Genomic DNA, 23819 nt, shown 5'->3' with positions numbered 1-23819 from the left:
CTTATTGGTAAAGAACACTGCATCACCAACAAGATTTAGGGGAATGGTCCAGGGACATTAAGATTTATTTTGTTTCTTTTTACTTTTGCTATTGTACTGTTTTTCGAGTGCAGCAGATAAAGTTAATTCTAGTTTAAGTAATCCTTCTTCTGTATTATTATCAATAACTTCAACTTTATCAATAAAAGAAGAACTACAAAGTTTTTGCATCACTTTCCCTAATCTTGAATAGGATGTGAATTCTTTCATTGTTTCAATTAAGAAACCTGTTATTTCTTTTCGGATTGGATGTGTTTCTTCAAGTTTTATAATCCATTCTGGTATATCCAAATCAACTTCTTCATATGGAAACTCATAAAACATTGCTTCCAGGAGATAATATATTTTTTCTTTTGTTAAGTCACATACAGACACCGGAATTACCGGGATTTTATACATATTATTTAGTTCACTTGCTAATTCTTTTGTCTTTTCATCTTCAGGACATGAAGAATTTAATAGCATGATGTGCGGTTTTTTTACTTGAGCCAAAGACGTTCTTTCCGCATCAACAAATGCATAGCGGTGGGGGATAGTACCAATTGTTCCATCACTAGTAACTATAAACACAATATCTGCTTCATTCGTCAAAGCATCATCCTCGGTGATTACTGAGTTATTTTCTTCAAATAGGCTTTCAAGAACACCCTCAAATAACTCTTCAAACAAACCTTTTTCATTTGTTTTCTCTGCTAAATTTGTATTGGAATCATTACTATTTGCGTATCCCTTCATTCCATGTGTTCTACATCCTACAAATTCAATAATTTGCATAAGAGTTTTTTCTTCGGGTATTAAATCTACTTCAACACATTCTTTTGGTACATACACAGTTTCTTTTGTAGCAATCTCGCGACCGGAACGTATAGTAGGAAGTTGATTTGGAATCTCTTTTAATAATTCATCATCATGTAAATTAGGAATGATTAGTTGTTCTGTAAGACTTTTTACCATTGATGATTTTCCTGCTCTACAAGGTCCTACAATGCCGATTTTAAGACTATGTTTCGTTCTGATTAACATTTGGTGTATATAGGTTCTTTTTGGCAAGATTTTTCCCCTCCCTTTTAGTAGAATCTAATCTATTATATTTAAAGGAATGGCTTATTATTCCATATTAATAATATTAAATAAATAAAAAAAGTCCCGATTCTATTTAATAGATTCGGGACTTTTTCGTTTATATTGTTAACCTTTTGTATGTTTATTAGTTATATTGTTATTCATTCATTCATTTACTGGTTTATAGTATTGCATTATTTTATGTTTTATTAGGGCATATTGTTCGAATTTACCATAATAAAGGTCATACATTGAATCTATCCATTCTACCCAATCACAAACTTCGCCACGTTTAGGATGCCAGTATTTTTTCTCTTCAACTGTCGGCAAATTACCCGATATAAGATATTTAACATAGGTATCAATTAACCAACGTGTTTTGTCCGTAGAGCAACCATGTCCTTCGAATGGTAAGATAATACTCTCTAAATGGCGTTCAATAAACTGGTATTGCAGATATACAAACTCAAGCTTGTGTTTTTTCCTACTATCCATATCGATGTGAGAAAGAGCTATACGAACAAGTAAATCTGCTTGTTCATCAAGTGTTTGTGATAGCAACAAAGAAAACTCTTCAGGTTTTTGAATATCTAAGTAGTGATATTCTTTCACTATACTTTCTGCCCAGGCAGCGTATTTTTGTTCAGACTCTTTTCGAAATGCATCAGATAAAGCATTGATTGTTTGTTCCAATTGTTCTTTCATGTTTTTCTTCCTTCCGGTAGGGTTTTATTACTATAATTTAGTCTGTTATTACTTTTTCAAAGTCAGATAAGTGAACATAATGCTCTAATTCTTCTACATATGCATTATTGAATCCGTAAGGGGCTCTATCAACATAAGTGAAAATCTTTCCATCTCGCTTACGTTTTAGTTTGTCACCTTTTTTTAGTTTCAACTTTTCTTTGTATGCTTCCACTTTATCATAAAGCTTCTTCAAATTTTGAATTTCTTCCTCCGTTAAAGCTTTTTCTGCTAATTCCATAGATATAGTCATTTCCATAGTAATTCTCCTTTTGTTTTATGATTTTTTACCAATATTCAATTTCAATGATTGTACCATTAAATCTTAATTTTGGATGAAAAGACAAAAAAAGAAGCTACAACCTGGTTGCAGCTCCTCTCCTAAGAGTCCATTGACCTCCTTATGTAATTGTTTTAAAATACACTCCTTTCATTTCTCTCTTATATATAGAAGGCTTCCGTTGCCTGTGCTCTTGAAATGTATAAATTGCTTTATCCTCCTTTGCTATGAATAGCCTTAAACTGACTTTCACGCGCAAGTACATGTATTTCTTGGTGGAGGAGTAAAATCACCCGGACCAATAAACTCTAATGCGGCAGGGTTATGCCCTATAACTTGTCCTTTGTTTTCCTCGTTCATAATCCTCATTAGATTCATTTTCTCTACGACTTGCAGCATTCTTAAACCATATAAGCTTTTCACGCCTTGCCGTAAGTAAGACTCAATGAATTGGTGCAGCGCAGATTTCTGTTTCAGTGATTCATTTTGCTTTTCAGTTATAATCTGCTGCGCATACTCTTCTTTTTCTCCAGCTGTCATAGCTACTTTTTCTTTAATTTCAATAGTAGCAATCACAGCCACTTCTTGTTCGTTAATAACAAGCACATATTCATGCCCTGTAGGAGTAGCTTGTTGTACAATAGATGCTTCGTCCGACAGTACATGCGCAACTCGTTTTGTTTCTTTTTTGCCTAGTAGGGAATGTACCAGTTCTACCATTAGAAAAGAAGACTTTTTTGTTTTTCTTCTACGAGGCGTTTCAAGTAATTGAATCAGCTCATCTTTTACAAGAAAATAGGATTTTACTTGTTGTCTTCTGTCCAATTCGATGCATAAAGATGTTTCGTTCGCTTCTAGCAATTGGTCATTGTTGCTGGGCGAGTGGTTCATCTTAACGCCCGGAAAGTTTACAAAGATGTAAGTATGATGTTTCTTAGGATGTAGTCCTCGAACTTCCATACTTCCCACAACCTTTCCGAAGATATACAGGTGTAACATTCCTGTGATGTATAAGATTCTCCATTCCTTTTTTATGCCCTGCTTATAGATAACAACGAGTTGTCGTCATTATATTATTAAATGTGAGTGGGATATACTAGGATTGAGAAAATACGAGAAGATGTTCTATCAAAGTATGATGATTTCTGAAAGAATTTGTTATGAATTTAAAAGGAATATTTTTTAAAAAAATTAATTGTTTTATTCATACCCGAAAAAAATCCCCATTTTCAAACATTCAGCAGTTTCGATATGCTAAAATGGTAGAAACCAACAAAAAGGAGAAAAATATGGTCATTATTCCAGGATTAAGTGAAGAGCAGACAATTTTGTTGAAAAATAGACTTGTCGAAGTTGGTTTTCATTACATGGATAAAGACACTTTGATTAAATCTTATAAGTGGGGATTGGAATCAAAACGATTTTATCGTAATTTCGAAACACTAGAAGTTCTAGAAGAAAAGATAAGAATCTTTTTGGATGATTTCAACAAAATGAAAAACGAAAACAGATTACAAAAGATAAAAGAAGTATGTTCTAATTGTTCAAACTATGATTACATGGATTACATAAGTTTAGATGATATCCAATTTTTGTTGGATTTAATTGAACAACAGGAAAATAATCAAAGAAATATATAAATCTACAATTCTCTATTTCAATGATAAGGAAAACTAAAAGAAAACAGCATATAGGAGGAATTTTCTATGTTGAAATTTGAAAACGTAACAGAAGTAATCTGGCACCATGTCAAAGCTCTAGCACAATTACACAACAAAGTTGCAATTTTGGATTGTGAAGAGATAGAATTACAAAACTATGTTTTTCATCACAAAAACGAATTAAATCATCCTCATATTATTTCTGTTTTAATAGAACATATTTCTATGACAAATGATTTTTTACAAAGAAATGCTGAATTTTGCAAAGTTGTTTATCAAATCATCGGAGAAACATCATTCGAAAATACAGATATGGGATTAAGCGATAATATCCGTTTAGAATCATTCAAAGAACTAATGAGTGAATTGCAAAATGCCTAATACACAACATGAATCTCTATTGACACTCCCACCCCTAAAGGGGCAAGCTGACTAACGTCAGTGGGATTCTTGCTACCAAAGGCGAAGTCCATTTCTGGTATCGCTGACGTGCAAGATTGCGGTGTGCCATCACCACTCCCACAACAGACCATATAGGTTCGTGGGCTACGGTACTGTGACCATACCGTACAGATTGTTGGTTCTCAAATGTTTTAACGTCTTGTTCTTGACGACTTAATACATTTTACGGAGTAGAAGAATTTGCTACTCCAACCTGATATGTATTCTATTTTCAGAGAACAGTTGTTTTAGAGTCTTTTGCATGACTATGAATGAAGCATACCATGTTTTGCTACGCAAAAGCGATACTTTCATCCCATGCCTAAAGGCGGACTAAATTCCTACATGGGCTTTCCCATATCGCAAAATCTGTAAACACATCAATTCTTGTAAAGGAATTAATGCTACTAAGAAAATTAACACCGGAAGAAATTAAAGAGATTCAGGTGAATCATGAAATTTCACGCATAGGCATAGAAATAACGAAACTTAAAAAAGAAATTGGATGAGGACTCACCTTTATGAAGGGACGATGCTAAATGACGGTTGATGAACTACCAAAAGGAAGAATCAAAAAGTTTGAGTGGATGGCGTTAATGGATGGACATTATTATGATGTTTGTAGCGTTAGAAGAAAAACAGGAATGGTTAACCTAGCTTATGATAGAGGCACATTCTGGACACCTTTAAGCAATATTGAAAAGCTAGTGAAATATGAAGATGAATAAAAACTGAACTTTACAAAGGAGATGTATAAAGTGGAAGATGCTAAATATAAAGTAGAAGAATCTAATAAAGGTTGGGCAATATTCTTTATTGATAAACATGGTAGGGAATATATCTCAGATGGATTATCACTAAAACAGGCTAATAAATGGTGTGAAAGGCTTAATAACGCTTTTAACAAAGGGTTTGCAAGCAACTGGTAATCATCAAAAACTGAGTTCAATGAGGTGCTTAGATGGAAGAGAAAATTTTACTCTATGCTAAAAGGTATGTGCAAGGTCAAATAGTAAGAATTGAAATTGATTTATCTCTAGATATTTATGGAGAAGAGCCTACAAAGAAGCTAAAAGAAAAACTACTAGAGTGGAAGTCTGAATTAAAAGAGATAAATCAAAAAATAGCCCATAGTGAAAATATTTAATGAAAAACAAACTTACGAATGAGGTGACGTAATGAAGATTTTACGTTTAATATCTGATTTCACTTCAAGAACCGCATTTGGATTAGTGATTATCATGTACCTAGCGCTACCTGTATACATTTATAAAAATCAAGAAGAATTCGTTTTAGGAAGGTATTCTATATATCTATGCTTTTTTTCTGCGATTTATATTTGCTATTGCGTGGGAAAAACAATTCTAGATAGTGAAACTCATAAAAAATGAATTCGAGAATAGGGGAGGCGATTATATGGATGAAATCCTTTCAACAGGGGAAATGATACATCGTCTAGAAATCGGTCAAAGAGCAAAGGTTGTTGCAAATGGATATGTTGGAGGAATCGTATATAAATACATTAGTCCAATTACAGGTTATACAGAAATCCGATGGGAAGGTACAGAGAACGTTTTGCAGGTTGGCGGTAATATATTTCAGGCTAAGTGGAAAATTTTAAATGAATAAAAACCTAACTTTATAAAGGAGTGATGAAAATGAAGAAGGGTGATATTGTTGTTTTTATCATTGGGAACGACAAAACAAAGTATGAAGTAGTTTCAGACGAGTATATGTTTCTAGGAAAGAAGGTAGTTGATTTGCAGAGTCATACAGGAGAGGTTCCAGTAGAGTATCTGAAAAAAGTATAAAAACCCAATTTTACGAAGGGTGATGAAAATGAAATTATATGATAATATACTAGATATTATTTATTGTCACACGCCAGAGCAAGCAAATGAACTTTTCGATTTTTATGTAGCAAAAGGTCATAAAGTTGGTGTTTCTACTGTGCAAATTAATACAGGAACACTAGGAGATTGTGTTGTTAAAAAGCTAGAAATTTATAAGAAATAAATAAAACTTAATTTAATAAATGGAGATATTATTATGCATATTAAATACAGCGAAGAAGAAAGTAGAACGGTAATTTATCCTAAAGTTAAGCAAGATAGCAATTTCAATCCTTTACACAATCCATCTGCTGTTATCACCGAAAATATGAATTCTGCAACAATTCTTCATAGATTGCAAAACGATGAGGGCAAATGGCAAATGGTACAATTTTCAGCAATGAACAAACAGGAATTACAACAATACATAGATGAACTCCAAAAGATTTGCAATAGAATTGGATAAAAAATTGAATTTTATGAGGTGAAAATATGAAGCCTATAGAAAATAAACGAGAAAATATTTCTGAATTTCATGTCTTAAAGACTGATAGAGGGTATTTTTGTAATGCTTGGGAAGAATGGGACGAAAACGTAGAAAACTTCTCATTCACGGATGATATAGCAAATGCTTATAAATTCACCGGTGGTTTAACCCCTACATGGGGAAACGCACCTAAATATTTGTGGAATGATAAGGAAAATAAAATTATTGACAACCTAAAGGAAGCACAAGAATATTTTGGCGGAGAAATTTTAAAAGTTGTTAAAACAGAAATTCTCATTGAAAAATTTGAATTTGATAAAAATGAATCTGATGAGGTAAAATCATGAATACATTGAAAAGCATTAGAAAAGCTATACAAGAAAATATCAATAGTATTTACTTTGGTGGAATGGAAGATACCGCTAAAACCTTAATGGACTTATGGTTTCATGATAAAGCAGAAAGCGTATATTCTGAAACTGAAGACAGAGGAGACAGATGGACGAATTGGGAAATTCGAGTTTATAAAATCACTACAGAGGATGAAGTTGCTTATTTCAGAGTTGAAAAAGAAGTTGGTGCAACAGAAAAACAAAGTGATGGTGTGACCATTGTTAGAGAAGTAATTCCACAAGAGGTAACAGTAATTAAATATATTGATAAAGATTAAATTTTAAAAGGATTATAAGTGAAATAATATATCTTAATTAGAAATATGTAATGTCAGAAACTATTGGATGGAGGGAAGAATATGAAAACACCTGAAAAACGATACGAATGTCCATTATGTAGAAGTTGTCCAACAGAAGAAGAATGGAACGAATATAATCGAATAGCAATTATCACATTTGGCAGTGACCCGCTACCGGAGGGAATAGAAGGCGGTCAATTCGATTGCCCATCATGTGAACAATATGTTTCTGGAGAAGATTTGCTAGAATTTTAGAAAATAGGGTAGGTGATGAAATTATGACGATTTGGGATAATGCACATCTAAAACCATCAGAACGCCCTAAATATACAAGTTATGAATTAGCGAAAATGGTGAAAGAAAAAAGATTATCATTAGGTTTAACAGTAGAAGAAGTAGCAATTCAATATAATATAAACACGATTATGTTAGAACGCATAGAAGCTACTTCTTGCGTATTCAATGTTAAGATGTATCACTTTATTTCTTTGTTTCTTGATTTAACTACAGAAGAAATAATTGCTAAAGAAAAAGATGATATGACTGTGTTATATGCATCCTTACAAAAAGCAAATCCAGAAATTAAGAAAACTGTACATGATGCTAATGCTATTTTCGATGAAATGGTTATGCAGCTTAAAATAAGTGTTTAGTAAATTTACACGCAAAGACTCTATAAAACAGAGTCTTTTTTTATGTCACTTTTGCAGAGCTTATTGTTTTTCATAAACGAACCATTGGTGCTACAATGATAAAAATAAAACAACTAGAGCGGAGAGATATTATGGAGTTTAATAGACTAGTTTTCATCAAAGAGAGACTATTTGAATTTCTTTTGACGGAAAGTGAAAAAAATCAAGTAATAGAAAGCGTATCGAAGGATTGGGATAGTCGTTTCGATTTCTTATCTGGCAGGGATATCATGCCTTTTCTTATTGAAAAAAGCATTGAACCATCACTTGCTTTCAAAATGATGGAGAGTATACGAAAAGGACAGGGATTAACGCCTGAATGGGAAACACTCTTATCGAAAAAAGATATTTCGTTAGATTTCATTAAACGTTATGAGAATACGTTACCAACAAGCCAAATAGGTTCATATTTTAGTGCATTTTTAACTGAAAAGGTCAATGAAGTGAAACAACTAAAATGTCATTAAAGGCAGCCTTTCAATAGTTCTTCTTTTTTCTTCCAAAAACAAAAATTCTTGTATAATTTGAAAGTAATTAAAAATAAATATTAAATCCAAAAAAATGAAACAAGGAGCGAAGGATAATGAGTGAAAAAATAGTTGGACAAATAGTTGAAGTTGAAGGAAAAGAAGGATTGTTCTTAGTTGTGGATTATAAAAACAATGAGAGAGTTGGAGATTGCTCTTATGACCGCGAATTTTGGTTGTATCCATATGATAGTAGTTTGTCTGATGATGTGGATATTAACATCAATGACACTGTGAATTATGAATTGCAAGGTACAAAAAATACTGTTCGTATTAGAGCAGATAAAAAGGAATATAAGCAATATGGTTACAGTCTTATAAGAGATGTGAAAACAGTAATGTTAGAACGAATTTGGGAAGAAGTTGTAACTCCAACAAGATAATAATTCACCAGTAAGTATGATGAGAAAGTAAATTTAATTTAAAACCACAAAGAAATTATTCTTTGTGGTTTTCTTGTTTTAATAACCGATATGTTGATTTCTAATATTCATCCGTTGCTACATAATTTAAAAACGGATTTTGACCAAAATCTAATATATTTTTTGTATAATTACTATATTCATCTTTTGAATAACAACTGAATAGAGAAGGAGCATGTTTATGTGGATGTTACTGTTATTATTATTCATTGCCTGCGTGTTTATAGGCTATAAGTGGGGAGATGCACAAACAGGCTTTCTAGCAACTCCTGTGGCATGGTTTATTATGTCTCCTATTGCAATATCTATCGTTATGAGCGTTGCTTTTTTACTTATGTATGGTTGGAATCATTGGTTTTGGATTATGTTAACTCCTGTACTATTACCAATAATAATTCTAGGGTATGAGAGTTTAGATGGTTTTAATTATGCCAAGGTTTATAACAAGCATATTAATCCCATTAGAGATAAGGTAACATCTTTCTTAGAAAATAATTACGGGAAAGAAGCAGCCGATGATGTTGAAATCAGTGTAGTCTTCCGTAACATAACATCAACGTCATTGGTTAAAAGTCCCCCGGAACAGTTGCGAATTGATATAAAGATTTATCCGGAAAAAGATGAAACACAAGACCTCTTCTTCCCAGAAAGAAAAAACATTGAGTCTCAAATTGAGAATATTTTATCAAATGATTACGGCATAGTAAGTGTATATATTAGCTATACATATGCTTATCTAAAAGAAAAAGAAAAAGAAGAATAATAAAAAAGGTGTCTATATATGAAAAAATTCTTAATACAAACGATAAACAATAGGGTAGAGCATGATTTTGGTTTTCACTTAATAAAAGCCATAGAATATAATAATTGGTTTTACAATGAGAAAGTGTATAATTATGTTTTGTCAGAGCAAGCAGGGGAATATAAAGACTTTATTCCAGTAGGTAGCTTAGAATTTGTGTTCCAATACTTAGAGCAGCATCATCATAAAGATAAAAAAAGCATAAAACCTATTAATATACCTCATGAGCTAAGCACAGATGAATTTTTGAATAGAAACGTTTATGTAGCTAATAAAAACAATATTTCTCTTTTAGGTGAAAAATTTATAAAGTCTAATTCAGAATATAAATCATTTACGGATGTTGTTTCTGATGTAAATGTACTACCTGACGGTGAATATCTTGTATCAGATGTTATAGATATTGAAAGTGAATGGAGAGCATTTATTTGTCAAAATGAATTAGTAGGATTGAAACATTACACAGGTGACTTCAGGTTGTTTCCTAATATTTCTCTTATTGAAAAAATGATAAGTTCTTATACAAAGGGTCCAAATTCATATACCTTAGATGTTGGGATAAATAAAGATGGTTGTTTTGTCATTGAAGTACATCCATTTGTTTCTTGCGGTTTGTATGGTTTTGCTGATTATAAACGATTGCCTGTAATGTTTATACAAGGATACAACTACATGTTAAAAAATTAAAACAATCACCTCGTTACAAATAAAACATAGAAAATAATGTGTGAATCAAACACCTGGAGGATGAAACATGAACGAAGTATTATTACCGATTGGAACAGTAGCGAAAGTAGAACCGCAGTACGATTATGAAGAAGCCGTTAACTACATGATTATAGGGAACCGAATTATTAATCATGAATCTTTTAGATGTTGGGATTATATAGGTGTACCTTATCCGGTTGGAATGAAAAGAGAGTTTTCCAAGAGTTCTAATGGTATAAAACATGGAGAAAATTTCTTTTATTTCAATCATACCGATATATTAGAAATCATAAGAGAAATGAATACAGTAGAAAGCGAAGAAGATAGAGATGAAATATAAAATTGGCGATACATTTTCTTTTCGATTTGGAAGTTTTAAAGATGATTTTGTCATAACAGATATCAAAGGGAACAAGTATGTTTTAGATAATGGAGATGGAGAACTTACAGAAGAAGAATTAGATACTTTTTTTCTAGAGGTTCCCAATGAAAATCCAGAATCATATTAATAAAAATATAAGGTTCTTTTCGTAATTGCAATACATGTAAGCTGAAAATAGAAAAGCATTCTAGTAATCATTACATAGGAGTGATTTTTTTGAGCAAGGAACAGTATAAGAGACTTCTTCAATTAAGAAAAAGTGAAGAAATGATGTTCTATGAATTAGTTAAATTGAGCGGTTTAAGCCCTAGAGAACTTATTAATCGTTTACCAATAAACCATAAAAGAGCGGAGTATATCCTTAAGAAATGGTGCGAAAAAGGTTGGTACGAATATGGAACTTCACTTGATAATGGTTGGCTTGTTGAAAAGCGTTTTTGGTATAAATAACGAAACAGATTCAAATATATTTTAAAGATTCTTATAAACAAAGATTCATACAAAAAGAGCCCAATATAAAAGCAGTTGAATCTTAAAAAAGGTTCAACTGCTTTTATTGTTTCTGACGTATCTAGTCCATCTTTAATTCTATTTAAGAATATATGTTTCAAAGGCATGAGCAACACCATGTTCGTTGTTAGAACGTGTCGTAACATCACACAGTTTTTTTACATCTTCTTCTGCATTTTCCATAGCAATTGCAAGTCCAGCCGCTTTAAACATAGGAACATCATTGAAATTATCGCCGATTGCAACGGTATTTTCCATTGGGATATTAAAGTATTCCGCTAGCGTTTGTAACCCAATTCCTTTATGCCCATTTTTGTTCATGATTTCAATATTAAAAGGAGCAGATGATGTGATACCTATGTTTTCTACTTCATTTAATAAATTGTTTAATTTTGTTTTCTTTTCTGGATTTATCGTCAAAACAAAAAACTTTTGTACAAGTAATGATTCATCATCCAACAGTGCGTGAATAACATCAAATGTTTTAATTCCGCCAGCAAGTCCTTGTGGATGTTCTAGCATTCTTTTAAAGTGTGGATGTTTACGATATTCTTCTGGGATGCTAGGGTCACTTAACGTATTCTCTACACGGTACTCCCAATTGCTTGGTATATAAATCCCATCATTTGTGTAAATTCTGAAAGGGAATTGCTCTCTATCTAATATTTCACATATATTAGCAACTTTTTCTTTTTCGATTGATGTCATTCCAATGACTTTTTCACCAATCTTTACAACTGTTCCATTACTTGCAGCAATAGGACAATTCAACTTACATGAATTTAATAAACCATGTACCGATTCTGGTGCACGACCTGAACAAATAGCAACAACGTGCCCTTGTTCTTGTGCCTTCTTTAAAGCATTTATATTTATATCACTGATTTCATTATTAGAAGAAAGCAGTGTTCCATCTAAATCTATTGCAATTAATTTCATCGTATTCCCCCTTATAATTATATTTACAAAATGCCTTGTAATTCCTTATGCCAACAGCATTCTGTTTATAATATTTCTGATAATCTTATATATTTTCAAAAAACGAACGCAGATGCTATGTTTTTCTCCACAATTTTATTTTTATGATAATATTCTAAAAAATTACAAAGGAATAAATTTACAAACGGATAATCTTACAAAGAAACTAAATCAATTTTAATATTTTTTTAAATAGAGAGAAGGTATATTATTAATGAAAAAAACAATTAGTAGTATTGTAGCAGCTGGATTGTTGTTCTCAGGAATGGCAACACAAACAGTTAGCGCAGATGTAAATCCACTAGAGCATAAATTTAATCCGTTTTCTCAGAAACAGAAAACAGTATCGATTTCTGGAAAGAAGAAAATGGAGGTATATATCGATGAGATTCCGTTTGGTTCTGAAGTAAATCCTGTCATGAAAAACAATCGTATATTGGTTGCATTTAGACCTATTTCTGAATACTTGGATGCTGACCTTAAATGGGATAATAAGGCTAAAAAAGTAACCGTAACACATAAAAACAAAAAGATAGAACTTACAAACGGTAAAAAAGAAGGTTGGGTAAATGGTAAAAAGACAAAATTAGATGAATCTGTACAAATCATCAATGGTAAAGTATATGTACCATTACGTTTTGTATCTGAAAGTCTTGGAACAAAAGTAAATTGGGATGCAAAAGAAAAAGTTGTAACAATTACTACACAGGAAATGGTTTCAATGAAATATTTTTATTCCAATACCAAAGGTGAATTAGGAGTTCCAATTACTATGTATCAATTTTTGACTAGAGCAGAGCAAGGTGTTACAGAAGGTAGAGAACTTGTAGGTGCTGAAATCACAAAAGACCTCACAGATGGAACTTATCACGCTTTCATTATGCACAACGGGTTACATACTGTTAAAGGAGAGCAGTTAAATGTTAGTTCAATTTTGATTGGTGATACGAATTCAACAGGTACAATTCTTTTAAATGAAGAATTTGTAGGCATTGTAAGCAATGAAAAAACTGGAGACCTAAAAGAAGAAAAAGAATTAAAACAAAAAGATTTTAAAACAGTACAAGAGGCAATTAATTATTCGGCTAAGGATGTACTTAAGGATTTAGGCTATATCGAAAATCTCCCTGATAAAGAGGACGGTAACAATTATATTTGTCCGGATGGAACAGCAGTTAACGATTTAGCTACATGTAAATAATATTTTTACTTGTATGATGAAAATAGGGAACTTTGCAAAGTAAATCTATGGAAAGCAATCTATATTATGTAGATTGCTTTTTTATATAAAGTTTCTTTGCCAAACTATATTTTTTGTGTTAACATAACAAAAATTTCAAAAGGAATAATTTTACATAAAGTATTTTAGAAATCTTATTTTATATATAGAAGGAAGGTAATTTATTTAATGAAAAAAACAATTAGTAGTATTTTAGCGGCTGGAATGCTGTTCTCTGGAATAGCAGCTCAAACAGTAAGCGCAGATGTTAAACATGTAGGCAATAGCACTAAAAAACCACCTATTTCTAAACCTGTTTCTAAGGAAAAGGAGATAGCATTTTTCGTTAATGAGAAAAAACTTAATACAAAATACAAACCTGTCATGAAAAATAATCGGGTATTAGTGCCACTTCAACCTACAGCTAATTCTTTGTCGGCAAATCTAAAATGGGATAATAAAACTAAAAAAAATACTGTAAAGTTTAAAGAAAAAAAGATAGAAGTAACGAATGGTCAAAAAGCATTTTTTGTGAATGGTAAGAAAAAAACTATAGACGTGCCGGTTCAAACCATTAATGGAAAGGTCTATGTTCCTTTAAAAGTCTTTTCTGAAGGAATGGGGGCGAAGGTGAAATGGGATGCCAAATCTAATGTTGTCTCAATTAATTTCCAAGAAAAAGCTAAAAAAAATAAGAATATAAAACTTTTTCTAGATGAATTCTCTGATTATGGAAAATATAGGCTTGTTATGAAAGACAATCGTTTATTAGTACCAATTAATCTGTTACCTAACCATTTAGGAGGAAACGCTAAATGGGATAATAAAACTAAAAAAATAATTTACACGAACAATGAAAAAAAGATAGAAGTAACGAATGGTCAAAAAGCATTTTTTGTGAATGATAAGAAAATACCTTTAGACGTACCGATACAAATGATAAACGGAAAGGTTTATGTTCCTGTAAAAGTCATTTCTGAAGGTATGGGAGCAAATGTGAAATGGGATGCAAAATCTAATACTGCTACAATTAACTTCCGTGAACTAGTTAAAGACACTTATTATTATGTTGATGGGAAAGGAAAGCTAGGAACACCTATTACTTATCAGCAATACCACGCTAGAATGGAGCAAGGTATTGCTCTAGGAAAAGAATTAGTTTCCATCGGTGGCGTTAAAAATTTAACTAATGGAACAATTTCTTATGATATTGAGCGTATAGGCAATTACACATTAAAAGGACAGAAAATCAAAATAAACCTTATGGTGAGCGGTGTTACTGATACACAAGGAAAAAGCTTTTCGGATGGATTCTATGGAATTCGTATAAATAATCATTATAAAGAAGGAGACGAACGTATGATTTATATGTCGGAGCAAGGGATTCTTGAAGGATTTAATTCTTTTTCAGAAGTGTTAGATTACTCCGCTATTGATGCACTTGAGAAACTTGGATATGCAGATAAGATTGAACAAAATTAATTGATTTATTATATAAAAAAGTACCAATACGGTACTTTTTTATATATAAAGAATTTACTGTTGGATTAGATTTACAATGAATGATACAATTTAATGGAAAAAATATGAATGAAAGGGAGTGTAATATGCAAAAGAAATATGTAATGGCATGTTCTGCATTTCTTTTTGCAAGTATCCTTACCGGTTGTGGAGGAACTTCAGAAGAAACAGAGGTGAAAGTAGAAAACACGGAAAAAGCAACAGATGCAACAAAGACTAGTATTCTACCTAAACAAGAAAACATTACAAAGGGGAAACCAGTTGTTGTTGATTTAGGAGAAAAAGTAGATGCATCAAGTGTAACTAAAAATGTAATCTATGTAGAAAACGCAACTAAAGAAAAAGTAGAAATTGAGACTAAGGTACAAGATACCCAAATCCTTGTAACACCTTTGGTTGACCTTAAAGAAAAGCAGAATTTTACCTTACATGTTACGGATAAGTTAAAGAATGAGAAGGGAAAAAGAATAAATAAATCATATAAGCTCGAATTTGAAATGGTTCCAGAATCAACAGTAAAAGAATCTACAAAACAAGAATTGACAAAGAAAGAACCAACGAAACAAGATTCAGCAAAAAAAGAGTCAACAATAAAAGAATCACCTAAACAAGAGGAAGCAAAGAAAAAAGAAACAGAAACGCAACAAGCAGCACAAATTGAACAAGGAAAAGAACAGAATAAAGAAAATGGTTCTACCGCTTCTTCTTCAACAAAAACTCAATCACAGCAAACGACAAATAATTTTCAGTCATATAATGGAGAATGGCGTGATATGGGTCATGGAGACTGCGATAATGGTGTCTATCTATCTTTAAACTTTAAAAGTTCCAATACAGCTACTGCTCACTCTCAAGCACTTGCATTTGGTACAAAAGCAATGAGTTGTGGAAATGTTCAAGTAGATGATTTAGGAGACTTCGATGTTACGTTTGATGCAAATGGAACAGCTAAAGTGAAAGTTCCAAGTGGAAGAAGCGAAATGACGCTCGAACTTACGATACAATTAAAAAATAATAAAGTATATCTCACGCCTAAAGAATTACCGCCGCTTCCGGATATTAGCAATTCTTTTTATGAAAATGGAAAAACTTACGAACTAAATAAATAGTAAAAAAGCTATCTGTTTTTTCCTAACAGATAGCTTTTTTAATTATCTTTTTGTAGGTAATTCATATACAAAATAACACTGCTTAAGCGGTTATTATAAGCTTTTCAAAACCATTGAACGAGTTAATTTTTGTATCTTTTCTAATGTAGCTTCATTTACAGGTTGTTTTAAGTACATAGATTCCAATGCTTTTGTTTGGTCCACTTTAGTTTGAATGATATCTTTTACTTCCTCGGCAGAATGGTTCCCATGCTTAATCCCTAACATATAAGCTCTTTCAGCATCATTATATGTAAAGGAACTTTTGAAATCAGAAAAACCAGTTTCATAGAATTTAATTAATGTACTTAAAAAGTGAATAGCTAACATAGCTTTCTTGTTGTATTGCTGCATATTAGATGGGGTTAAATTCTTTTCTAGATTTTTTAAAATCTTCATCTGGGAATTGTACATTCCAAAACTAGCATTGAAGAAATTACCTAGGTGCATAGTTACAATATCGTCTCTCATAGACAAGATTTCTTCCATTTCATCGTAACCATATGTCTGAATTTCAATTGAATATAATAATTCCAAGTATGTAATATTAGATTTATAAAATAAATTCTCTAATGCTCTAATATCATGAACTTCTGTATCTATTGTTGGTGTAACTTGTGTATCTTTAAACTGATTTTTTGTATATAAATCTTCGAATGTAGGCATTACAAACGCTTTGTAATCTTTATCAGAAGTCTCTGTGTCTAGATTTCGATTATGGCTTCCTGAAAGAAAGGAAACAATTACTTCTCTATCAAATAATTTCATCTTCATATCCCCTTAGTATGTTTTCTATTCTTGGAGCGTAAAAGTTCTTGTCTTTTGTTATTTCAATTATTTTTTTCTTTACCTTTTTTCAGTAGGGGATGGTTTTGCATTAAGAGTATTTATATATACCGTGGTTGGTGGAGGTTTAGGGTCTGCTATTTCAGAACCATTTATATTGAAAAATCATATAAGAAGAGGGAATTAAACAAATGATTACATAACAAAAAAAGACGATTCATAGGAATCGTCTTTTTTTAATTATTCAGCATCTGTAGTTTCATCAGTGCTAACAGATTCATTATCACTTACATTCTTATTTTCTTCTGCATTTTCGCGTTTTAAATGGTTATAAAACTCATATACAGTTGCATTGTAGTAAGGAATTAACCAAATAAGAATTAAACCTAAAGTAGGTAGGATAAGTAAAGCCCATCCTATAAAGGATAAACTTAATAAGAAGAACTTTATTAGATATCCTTTCGTTAATTCTTTACTTAAAGCTATAGATTCGTTAACAGACATATTTGGATTATCACCTAAAATATAAGCGTTCAAACCATATTGTAATGATTTTCCTATTATAATTCTAAATAATAATATTACTAATATAGCGAAAGTACATTTTGTAACAATTTCATCACTTGAAATTAATAAACCGATATCGGTGCGTGGAAATATAACCATAAATATGATTATAGGTAATATCCATAAAAATATATAAAGAGTAGGCAATATATAAGCCCATAATGCTTTGCCGAATCTTGTTAAGGATGAGTAATTTTTCAATGCATCACTTGCTTGAACAGTTTCTCCTTGATAAATTCGAGCCACCATTGCGATATTAGCTAAAATAATAGGATATAATAACAAGCCACGTAAACTAGTAACATTATCAGCGGCATCCTTCATTCCTTTATTCTGTAAAATTAGAGCAGCTATAAGGAACAGAAACCATCCTAATAAAACTACCCCAGCTCCTTTATAAAGAGCTTCCTTATGTGGTTGAATTGTATTAAGAGCATTAGATTTTAATTCTGAAAATTTCACGTTTATTTACCTCTATTCATAAAAACATTAATATTATACATTGAATTCCATTTTTTTCTAATAATATAGTTTTTTTAATACTTTCTTATTATTTTTTTCGATAGAAGGAGTTTTTGTATCAAGAGCATTTATATACAATGTGATTGGTAGTGGTGTATGGTCTGTTATTTATTTAAAAAGAAGGCTCTGTTAAAGTCTGTTGTTGATTATTAAATTAGCTTAGCAGGTCTGTTGCAAATAAAATAAGATATAATATAAGTACATAGTTAACAATGGAACCAGAACTGTACAAAATTTAAATATCAAAGAGGTGGACGAAATGCCCGTATTTCCTAGCGAAATCGACTTACTTTCCTTATTTGAGACTGAACCAACTTTATTGGATACCAGTGACCCATTTTATTACAATGAAGCAACTTACCGATTCTCTAACGGAGATGAAGACTTTGTTGTTATCCTTTCTCCCTCATATGGGGAAGTGAAAATAAAAGTAACCAAACGAGATTCAAATAGATTATTATCACTATTAGATTTAAAACAGGTTGAAAAATTTGAGATTACGACAAACAAAAAAGACCATTCAAGCATATTGTTAACAGTTATAAATGAAGACTCACAACAAATGATTGAAATAGATTTTAAACCTTATTTTAAACAGATATTCAAAGAACATCTAACTAGGTAGAAAAAATTTTTATCAAGTTAGACTCAATTTAAACGAAGGTGCCAAATCTCATTATTCACACGGTTTTATGTCTAAAATCAACATCGTTCTTTAACAGAGCCGAAAAGAAAAATAGTAAGAAGAGAGTAAATTAGATAAATGATTACATAAAAAAAGGACGATTCATTAAGAATCATCCTTTTTAATTATTCAGCATCTGTAGTTTCATCAGTTTTTGCATTTTCATCAGTGCTAACAGATTCATTATCACTTGCATTCTTATTTTCTTCTGCCTTTTCGCGTTTTATATGATTATAAAATTCATATGTAGCTGCGGCACAGTAAGGAAGTAACCAAATAAGGATTAAGCCTAAAGTAGGTAGAATAAGAAGAGCCCACCCTATGAATGATAAACCAAATAAAAAGAACTTTCTTTTGTATCCTTTCATTAATTCTTTACTTAAAGTTATAGATTCATTAACAGACATATCTGGATTATCACCCAAAATGTAAGGATTTAAAGCATATTGCAGTCCTTTTACTATTGAAATTCCAACTACACCAATTACTAATGCAGCTACTGAACAAATTGCACCAACACTAGGAGCAAACGAGTTTATATCATCAAACGAAATTCCAGCAATCGCAGTAATTACAAGCGTAATTATGATGACTGGTAATGTCCATAAAAGCACATACAAAGCAGGCAATATATAAGCCCATAATGCCTTTCCAAATCTTTTTAATGATGAATAATTTTCCAATGCATCACTCGCTTTAATAGTTTCGCCTTTATAAACTCTAGCTACCATCGCAATGTTTGCTAAAATAATAGGATATATTAATAAATCACGTATAGCATCAATATTATCAGCAGCATCATCATGGTTATTTGCATTTAAAATAATAGATGCTAACATAAATATTGCTGTCACGAATAAAAATATCCCAGCTCCTTTATAAAGAGTTTTCTTATGTGGTTTAATTGTTTCAAGAGCGTTAGTTTTTAATTCTGAAAACTTCACGTTTTTCACCTCTATTCATAAAAACATTCATATTATACATATGATTCCATTTTTTTCTAATAAAATAGCTTTTTTTTAATACTTTTTTATTCGATTCGTCTTTTTCATTCACATTGTAGTATTTCATATAAAAGCTATTCTATCTTTAATTCGTATAATGAATTATCAATTCGAAACAAGAATCCCTTTAAAATTTTCAAAATAAAAACAATAAATTCAGAAAAACCCATTGAAATACATTTTGATTTTGTATATAGTAAGCGTACGAAATGATTTACATTGTATAGTAAACAGGTGTATAAAGCCTTTGAAATTAAATTCAAAAAAAGAAAAATAAATTCAGAAAAACTATTGCAATTTGATTCTGGATTTAATATACTGTGTGTACAAAGTAAACATAAGCAATGCAAATAATATATAATCTTTATTTTCTTATACATAATATAATTAAACCTAGAAAAATAGAAACTAAAAAAAGGGTTTATCAATTTTTCGAAGAAATATAGGATTCTTGATTATAAAGTATTCGGAAATAAAACGATAAATCTTTCAAATAAATATCTCGTAGCGGCTTGGCGCTGATAGCATAGTGTGAGCTATGTAAAGGTAGATTGACAACCTATCGCTGTCTTACGACAGTCAACCCAAGCAAAATCCGCTCTCCTTGTCTTCGTATGAAGGCGGAGATAGTTTCATGACACTGAGAGAAAAACCTATTGGGCAACGCTGACATAGGAAGTAGCGGCTTGGCAGCAGCATACACTCTAGCTGAACAGTTAAGAAATGAGAGAGAACGGAGAGGTTATTCAGTCCGAGTGTTGACACGCAAGGGCGATAACCAGTTGGATAGTTTTGCGAAGTGTCGAAAGGCATGGTAGCCTATTTAACCGCTTAAGTACCTGGTCAGAGAAAGAGTAGGATGGTGTGTGGTATTTTGTAGTCCAAAAGATTACGAATCCACTGGGGCAGCACATCGTCAGTCAAAAACTAACCTAATATTTATAAATATTAAAATTCGTGGTGAATTTATAATAAGTATATTCAACGATACAACAAGCGAAAGCCTGCTCCCCTGCGGCACGAAAGCGACTTAAACCCTCACTATTTCGATAGAATGAGGGACATGAAAAGAGCGCAACTCTTGGATTGTTTAGTAATGAATTGCATGGTTTCCTTAGCGGGAATTTAGAGCGAGGCATCGTTCACAGAATCGGAGTTACTGAGTAGTGACGTAGTAGATGGGAAAAGCCACCCATTCAGAAAAGGCAGTCGTGAGCAATACATAATTGCCGAAAGGGATTATGTGGATAAGAGACGAATCCATAATGTCTCTAAAGATGCTCTTGATAAGGTGTAATCTCAGCCTTTCGAAAATAAGTTATCCTTCAAACTCTACGCCCATACAATCGTAGGGAAGTTGGAAGTCGAATTGCAATAGCGGTTCACTTTGATGGACAGGGACTACAAAAATAGTATCTTCCTAACGATAATTTAATAGGATGGAACGGTTGTTCCTTTCCAAAGAGGCTATTAGGAGTGGTTGGCATGCTACCGAAGGATTATACTTTGTATAATTAGTAGGTAACTAGTCTCTTTGAAAGGGAATAATTAACCCTTTAAAATTAAGTCTTGGACCCTTAGCTCAGCTGGTCAGAGCAGACGGCTCATAACCGTCCGGTCGTAGGTTCAAATCCTACAGGGTCCACCAATCATGTCCCTGTAGCTCAGCGGATAGAGCATTCGCCTTCTAAGCGAAGAGTCGGGAGTTCGAATCTCTCCAGGGACGTTTTTATCAAGGGAAGTAATAATCCGATGCATTTCATTCTAACTGAATGCGACACATCATATGACCCTTCAAAATAAGCTTCCCTTGATAAATTATATAAAATTGTGAGGTGTTGGATATGTACAATCGTCGCAAAGAAGAGGAAGAAAAACGTAGACGTCAGCAACGCGCAATGCAAAATTCTGCAATGCAAACGAATACGAATTCATACCAATCAAACTATTACGAATCTAATAATAGTTGTAATCACCAAAATAATCATAATTCTCATCACGTTAGTGATTCTGGTAACTGTTTCTCTGATTGACTTTTGTTCCAACATACAATACATGAAATCTAAAATGGTTTCATGTATTTTTAAAGATGTTAACCTCAATCTTAAAAAAATGTTTTATGAGAGTATCTAAAACGAAAGAAAGTGAATGCTAATGCATTTAAAATACTTCCAAGCGATAGCCGATATTCAGAACCGTTATGACGAAATATTGAATCACTTTGATAATGAAAAGTGGGGACATGATTTGTTGTCAACATGGGGAATTGAGCTATCGGAAAAAGAGAACATCATAGAAGAACGAGAAGTGTTGCGATATTTGATTGGTTGCAGACATATGTTTGTTCATAAAACAAATGCAACAAAACCTTCTCTTCATGTAGTTCAACGTTGTTTTCATCGCTATCTTTCTTTTTTAGAAAAAGTTCATCGTTGTCACGCATACAACGTGAATTATCATTCTTCTATAATAGTTCGAAAAAAATATAAAGCATGTCGTTATTATTTATTTAAATTTTCTCTGCCTGCTTGGTATGAGAAATTACCAAATGAAATTTTAACGTTTGAAAATAAATATCCTATGTTTTAATCCGTAATTTTTACCTTTGGTCAGTTGTATAAAGAAGACTTGTTTTCTTTTTTCAGCAGGGATATTGTAAGGGATGTGACGAATGCCGTTAGGACAATCGCCATCAATGGTATAGTTAACAAGGACGTGTACTGAGACTTTACAAGGGTTTCGATGGAGGGGTTGAAATCTCATGCGGGTGTAGTTTAATGGTAGAACTTCAGCCTTCCAAGCTGATAGCGTGGGTTCGATTCCCATCACCCGCTTTTTAATATGTCGGAAGAAGCATCGTGCTATTATCCTAGGTTGTTGGTGAAAATCCAACCTTCCGGCTCCAATTTATTCTGCAATAGCTCAGCGGTAGAGCAACCGGCTGTTAACCGGTAGGTCGTAGGTTCAAATCCTACTTGCGGAGCCACCCATTATATTTGTTATATCTATTAGGGAATTGTTTGGAAAGACTATTCCAAGTCTATGTAATTTATTCTCCAGCTTAAATCGGTCAGGTAAAGGTACGTCGCTGGACCTTTGCCTAATGGATATAACTTATATATTCGTAATTCCGTAGTAATTCACTTGCATAGAAACTGGCTTTTAGTCGGTATGTTGTAATTTTGAAACTTAGTTACGGAGCTAAATATGGTTATGCTTCTGGCTTGTTGTGAGACGATTTCGCGATAAGTCGAATGTGGTTCGATTCCACACATAATCACCTAGACTGGTAAAACCACTCCCTGCCTCTTTAGCCTAGTGTCAAATAGGGGAGAGATAAAAGTGGGGAAAAACTGAGAACAGGTCAAGACGAAAACCGTAGAACCGGACACTGGTGATACGTACCCCGAAGTCCTCGAAGACAAAGTTAGAGCCAAAGCGCCAAGTGGTTTAAGGTCTTCAACCTATTTTAATATGAGATTAAGACACAAATAGTGTTAACTTACTAGGTTTGTAGTAGGTGAAAGCCCTACAACGTAGACGATATCGAAATAAGACCTAGTATGAATCGTCTGTTGGTGGGAATCCAACTAGTTTAACTTTTGGGAAGGGTGTACTCCCGTAAAAACACCATACGGTTGTCATCATCGTAAGTCCTACCTCATGGTGCTGTAGGATGAACAGTGGATAAGGGGAACCCAGCCAACCCGATGGCAAAAGACATGTGAAGTAGCGTTCTAATGTTTTCTAAAAGTTTGTGTGCTGAATGTGAAAACTGTAGGATAAACCACAATCCGATAGCAAAAGACATTTGAAGTAGCATTCTAATGTTTTTTCCTCTACAAGTTTGTGTGGTGAATGTGGAAACTTACCAATCCAAGACAACACAAATGAAAACTTGTATTAGGGCGTGACGAATTGGGTCAACGCTGGTAAGTGCGAACCCTCCCTAATAACGTTGTACCAAAGTTATAAGACCTATTATTGTAGGCAAGCTCTACTAGAGAGTAGGGGGTTTTAGGGTACATATTTTATTAAACTGGATTTAAGCTTGTAAAATGTCAAGCATAGGTAGCTGAAGGTCCTTATGGACTTTCAGTAAAAAGGTG

Annotated in this window: 34 protein-coding genes and 4 tRNA genes; 30 read left to right on the top strand and 8 right to left on the bottom strand. The window is 32.5% G+C overall.

The window, feature by feature from the left end; all coding sequences use genetic code 11:
- Window positions 1-57 precede the first annotated feature (57 nt).
- The 4 genes from PDL00_RS06215 to PDL00_RS06200 form a co-directional block, all read right to left on the bottom strand.
- Window positions 58-1089: a stage IV sporulation protein A gene (locus PDL00_RS06215; protein WP_270727573.1), complete on the bottom strand. Its 1032-nt coding sequence runs from the start codon at window positions 1087-1089 to the stop codon at window positions 58-60.
- A 177-nt stretch (window positions 1090-1266) separates the two neighbouring features.
- Window positions 1267-1806, bottom strand: a complete 540-nt coding sequence (locus PDL00_RS06210; protein ID WP_270727570.1) for a hypothetical protein — start codon at window positions 1804-1806, stop codon at window positions 1267-1269.
- A 37-nt stretch (window positions 1807-1843) separates the two neighbouring features.
- Window positions 1844-2104, bottom strand: a complete 261-nt coding sequence (locus PDL00_RS06205; protein WP_270727567.1) for a hypothetical protein — start codon at window positions 2102-2104, stop codon at window positions 1844-1846.
- 270 nt (window positions 2105-2374) lie between these two features.
- Entirely contained in the window at window positions 2375-3085 is a 711-nt protein-coding gene (locus PDL00_RS06200) for a hypothetical protein (RefSeq protein WP_270727565.1), read from the bottom strand.
- Window positions 3086-3285: 200 nt separating this feature from the next.
- Between PDL00_RS06200 and PDL00_RS06195 the strand changes: the two genes are divergently transcribed.
- From PDL00_RS06195 to PDL00_RS06100, 20 genes are all read left to right on the top strand, one after another.
- Window positions 3286-3765: a hypothetical protein gene (locus PDL00_RS06195; RefSeq protein WP_270727562.1), complete on the top strand. Its 480-nt coding sequence runs from the start codon at window positions 3286-3288 to the stop codon at window positions 3763-3765.
- A gap of 66 nt (window positions 3766-3831) precedes the next feature.
- Window positions 3832-4167 (top strand): hypothetical protein, encoded by a 336-nt coding sequence (locus PDL00_RS06190; RefSeq protein ID WP_270727560.1) that lies wholly within the window; start codon window positions 3832-3834, stop codon window positions 4165-4167.
- A 599-nt stretch (window positions 4168-4766) separates the two neighbouring features.
- Complete coding sequence (locus PDL00_RS06185) at window positions 4767-4955, top strand: hypothetical protein (protein WP_098006851.1); 189 nt, start codon at window positions 4767-4769, stop codon at window positions 4953-4955.
- A gap of 30 nt (window positions 4956-4985) precedes the next feature.
- Window positions 4986-5156: a hypothetical protein gene (locus PDL00_RS06180; protein WP_170953090.1), complete on the top strand. Its 171-nt coding sequence runs from the start codon at window positions 4986-4988 to the stop codon at window positions 5154-5156.
- Between the two features lie 32 nt (window positions 5157-5188).
- The gene (locus tag PDL00_RS06175) at window positions 5189-5374 is read left to right on the top strand and encodes a hypothetical protein (RefSeq protein WP_270727556.1); all 186 of its coding nucleotides are present in this window, start codon (window positions 5189-5191) and stop codon (window positions 5372-5374) included.
- 269 nt (window positions 5375-5643) lie between these two features.
- The gene (locus PDL00_RS06170; protein WP_270727553.1) at window positions 5644-5856 is read left to right on the top strand and encodes a hypothetical protein; all 213 of its coding nucleotides are present in this window, start codon (window positions 5644-5646) and stop codon (window positions 5854-5856) included.
- 29 nt (window positions 5857-5885) lie between these two features.
- The gene (locus PDL00_RS06165; protein WP_270727550.1) at window positions 5886-6038 is read left to right on the top strand and encodes a hypothetical protein; all 153 of its coding nucleotides are present in this window, start codon (window positions 5886-5888) and stop codon (window positions 6036-6038) included.
- 28 nt (window positions 6039-6066) lie between these two features.
- A complete protein-coding gene (locus PDL00_RS06160) occupies window positions 6067-6243 on the top strand; it encodes a hypothetical protein (protein WP_240527607.1) in 177 nt (58 codons plus the stop codon).
- A 33-nt stretch (window positions 6244-6276) separates the two neighbouring features.
- Window positions 6277-6525, top strand: coding sequence for a hypothetical protein (locus PDL00_RS06155; RefSeq protein WP_270727548.1), 249 nt, complete (start codon window positions 6277-6279; stop codon window positions 6523-6525).
- Window positions 6526-6551: 26 nt separating this feature from the next.
- Window positions 6552-6893: a hypothetical protein gene (locus tag PDL00_RS06150; RefSeq protein ID WP_270727545.1), complete on the top strand. Its 342-nt coding sequence runs from the start codon at window positions 6552-6554 to the stop codon at window positions 6891-6893.
- On the top strand, window positions 6890-7216 hold the full coding sequence (locus tag PDL00_RS06145; protein WP_270727542.1) for a hypothetical protein: 327 nt from the start codon (window positions 6890-6892) through the stop codon (window positions 7214-7216). The genes PDL00_RS06150 and PDL00_RS06145 overlap by 4 nt, the downstream gene beginning before the upstream one ends.
- A gap of 81 nt (window positions 7217-7297) precedes the next feature.
- Window positions 7298-7492 carry a hypothetical protein gene (locus PDL00_RS06140; protein WP_270727540.1) on the top strand — a complete coding sequence of 65 codons (195 nt, stop codon included), beginning with the start codon at window positions 7298-7300 and terminating at the stop codon, window positions 7490-7492.
- Window positions 7493-7515: 23 nt separating this feature from the next.
- A complete protein-coding gene (locus tag PDL00_RS06135; RefSeq protein WP_270727538.1) occupies window positions 7516-7890 on the top strand; it encodes an XRE family transcriptional regulator in 375 nt (124 codons plus the stop codon).
- 131 nt (window positions 7891-8021) lie between these two features.
- On the top strand, window positions 8022-8396 hold the full coding sequence (locus tag PDL00_RS06130; RefSeq protein ID WP_270727536.1) for a hypothetical protein: 375 nt from the start codon (window positions 8022-8024) through the stop codon (window positions 8394-8396).
- Between the two features lie 116 nt (window positions 8397-8512).
- Window positions 8513-8839 (top strand): hypothetical protein, encoded by a 327-nt coding sequence (locus PDL00_RS06125; protein WP_270727534.1) that lies wholly within the window; start codon window positions 8513-8515, stop codon window positions 8837-8839.
- Window positions 8840-9059: 220 nt separating this feature from the next.
- A complete protein-coding gene (locus tag PDL00_RS06120; RefSeq protein ID WP_270727531.1) occupies window positions 9060-9641 on the top strand; it encodes a hypothetical protein in 582 nt (193 codons plus the stop codon).
- A gap of 18 nt (window positions 9642-9659) precedes the next feature.
- Window positions 9660-10367 (top strand): ATP-grasp domain-containing protein, encoded by a 708-nt coding sequence (locus PDL00_RS06115; RefSeq protein WP_270727529.1) that lies wholly within the window; start codon window positions 9660-9662, stop codon window positions 10365-10367.
- Between the two features lie 67 nt (window positions 10368-10434).
- Window positions 10435-10728, top strand: coding sequence for a DUF4176 domain-containing protein (locus tag PDL00_RS06110; RefSeq protein WP_270727527.1), 294 nt, complete (start codon window positions 10435-10437; stop codon window positions 10726-10728).
- On the top strand, window positions 10718-10897 hold the full coding sequence (locus PDL00_RS06105) for a hypothetical protein (protein ID WP_270727525.1): 180 nt from the start codon (window positions 10718-10720) through the stop codon (window positions 10895-10897). The genes PDL00_RS06110 and PDL00_RS06105 overlap by 11 nt, the downstream gene beginning before the upstream one ends.
- An 89-nt stretch (window positions 10898-10986) precedes the next feature.
- Window positions 10987-11220 (top strand): hypothetical protein, encoded by a 234-nt coding sequence (locus tag PDL00_RS06100; RefSeq protein ID WP_270727523.1) that lies wholly within the window; start codon window positions 10987-10989, stop codon window positions 11218-11220.
- A 138-nt stretch (window positions 11221-11358) separates the two neighbouring features.
- On the opposite strand, the gene PDL00_RS06095 is transcribed toward PDL00_RS06100, so the two are convergent.
- Window positions 11359-12219, bottom strand: a complete 861-nt coding sequence (locus PDL00_RS06095) for a Cof-type HAD-IIB family hydrolase (RefSeq protein WP_270727521.1) — start codon at window positions 12217-12219, stop codon at window positions 11359-11361.
- A 253-nt stretch (window positions 12220-12472) separates the two neighbouring features.
- On the opposite strand from PDL00_RS06095, the gene PDL00_RS06090 reads away from it, so the two are divergent.
- From PDL00_RS06090 to PDL00_RS06080, 3 genes are all read left to right on the top strand, one after another.
- Window positions 12473-13459, top strand: a complete 987-nt coding sequence (locus tag PDL00_RS06090; RefSeq protein WP_270727519.1) for a copper amine oxidase N-terminal domain-containing protein — start codon at window positions 12473-12475, stop codon at window positions 13457-13459.
- A 207-nt stretch (window positions 13460-13666) separates the two neighbouring features.
- Window positions 13667-14959 (top strand): copper amine oxidase N-terminal domain-containing protein, encoded by a 1293-nt coding sequence (locus PDL00_RS06085; protein ID WP_270727517.1) that lies wholly within the window; start codon window positions 13667-13669, stop codon window positions 14957-14959.
- A 125-nt stretch (window positions 14960-15084) separates the two neighbouring features.
- Entirely contained in the window at window positions 15085-16107 is a 1023-nt protein-coding gene (locus PDL00_RS06080; RefSeq protein ID WP_270727516.1) for an Ig-like domain-containing protein, read from the top strand.
- A gap of 93 nt (window positions 16108-16200) precedes the next feature.
- Here PDL00_RS06080 and PDL00_RS06075 read toward each other — a convergent pair whose 3' ends face one another.
- On the bottom strand, window positions 16201-16914 hold the full coding sequence (locus tag PDL00_RS06075; RefSeq protein ID WP_270727514.1) for a DNA polymerase beta superfamily protein: 714 nt from the start codon (window positions 16912-16914) through the stop codon (window positions 16201-16203).
- A gap of 258 nt (window positions 16915-17172) precedes the next feature.
- A complete protein-coding gene (locus PDL00_RS06070) occupies window positions 17173-17961 on the bottom strand; it encodes a DUF975 family protein (protein WP_270727512.1) in 789 nt (262 codons plus the stop codon).
- A gap of 319 nt (window positions 17962-18280) precedes the next feature.
- Here PDL00_RS06070 and PDL00_RS06065 point away from each other — a divergent pair, with 319 nt between their 5' ends.
- The gene (locus PDL00_RS06065) at window positions 18281-18646 is read left to right on the top strand and encodes a hypothetical protein (RefSeq protein ID WP_270727510.1); all 366 of its coding nucleotides are present in this window, start codon (window positions 18281-18283) and stop codon (window positions 18644-18646) included.
- Window positions 18647-18831: 185 nt separating this feature from the next.
- Here PDL00_RS06065 and PDL00_RS06060 read toward each other — a convergent pair whose 3' ends face one another.
- Window positions 18832-19650, bottom strand: coding sequence for a DUF975 family protein (locus PDL00_RS06060; RefSeq protein WP_270727508.1), 819 nt, complete (start codon window positions 19648-19650; stop codon window positions 18832-18834).
- A gap of 1631 nt (window positions 19651-21281) precedes the next feature.
- On the opposite strand from PDL00_RS06060, the gene PDL00_RS06055 reads away from it, so the two are divergent.
- From PDL00_RS06055 to PDL00_RS06030, 6 genes are all read left to right on the top strand, one after another.
- Window positions 21282-21358, top strand: a tRNA-Ile gene (locus tag PDL00_RS06055).
- Between the two features lie 5 nt (window positions 21359-21363).
- A tRNA-Arg gene (locus tag PDL00_RS06050) sits at window positions 21364-21436 on the top strand.
- 118 nt (window positions 21437-21554) lie between these two features.
- Complete coding sequence (locus tag PDL00_RS06045) at window positions 21555-21743, top strand: hypothetical protein (protein WP_270727506.1); 189 nt, start codon at window positions 21555-21557, stop codon at window positions 21741-21743.
- A gap of 121 nt (window positions 21744-21864) precedes the next feature.
- Window positions 21865-22299 (top strand): hypothetical protein, encoded by a 435-nt coding sequence (locus PDL00_RS06040; protein WP_270727504.1) that lies wholly within the window; start codon window positions 21865-21867, stop codon window positions 22297-22299.
- A 174-nt stretch (window positions 22300-22473) separates the two neighbouring features.
- A tRNA-Gly gene (locus PDL00_RS06035) sits at window positions 22474-22544 on the top strand.
- A gap of 77 nt (window positions 22545-22621) precedes the next feature.
- Window positions 22622-22696 (top strand) — tRNA-Asn (locus PDL00_RS06030).
- Window positions 22697-23819: the final 1123 nt, after the last annotated feature.

This window comes from Bacillus cereus group sp. TH152-1LC (assembly GCF_027710505.1).
Taxonomy (GTDB): domain Bacteria; phylum Bacillota; class Bacilli; order Bacillales; family Bacillaceae_G; genus Bacillus_A; species Bacillus_A mobilis.
Note: the sequence above shows the minus strand (reverse complement) of the source record. Positions and strands in the feature narration are given on the sequence as shown.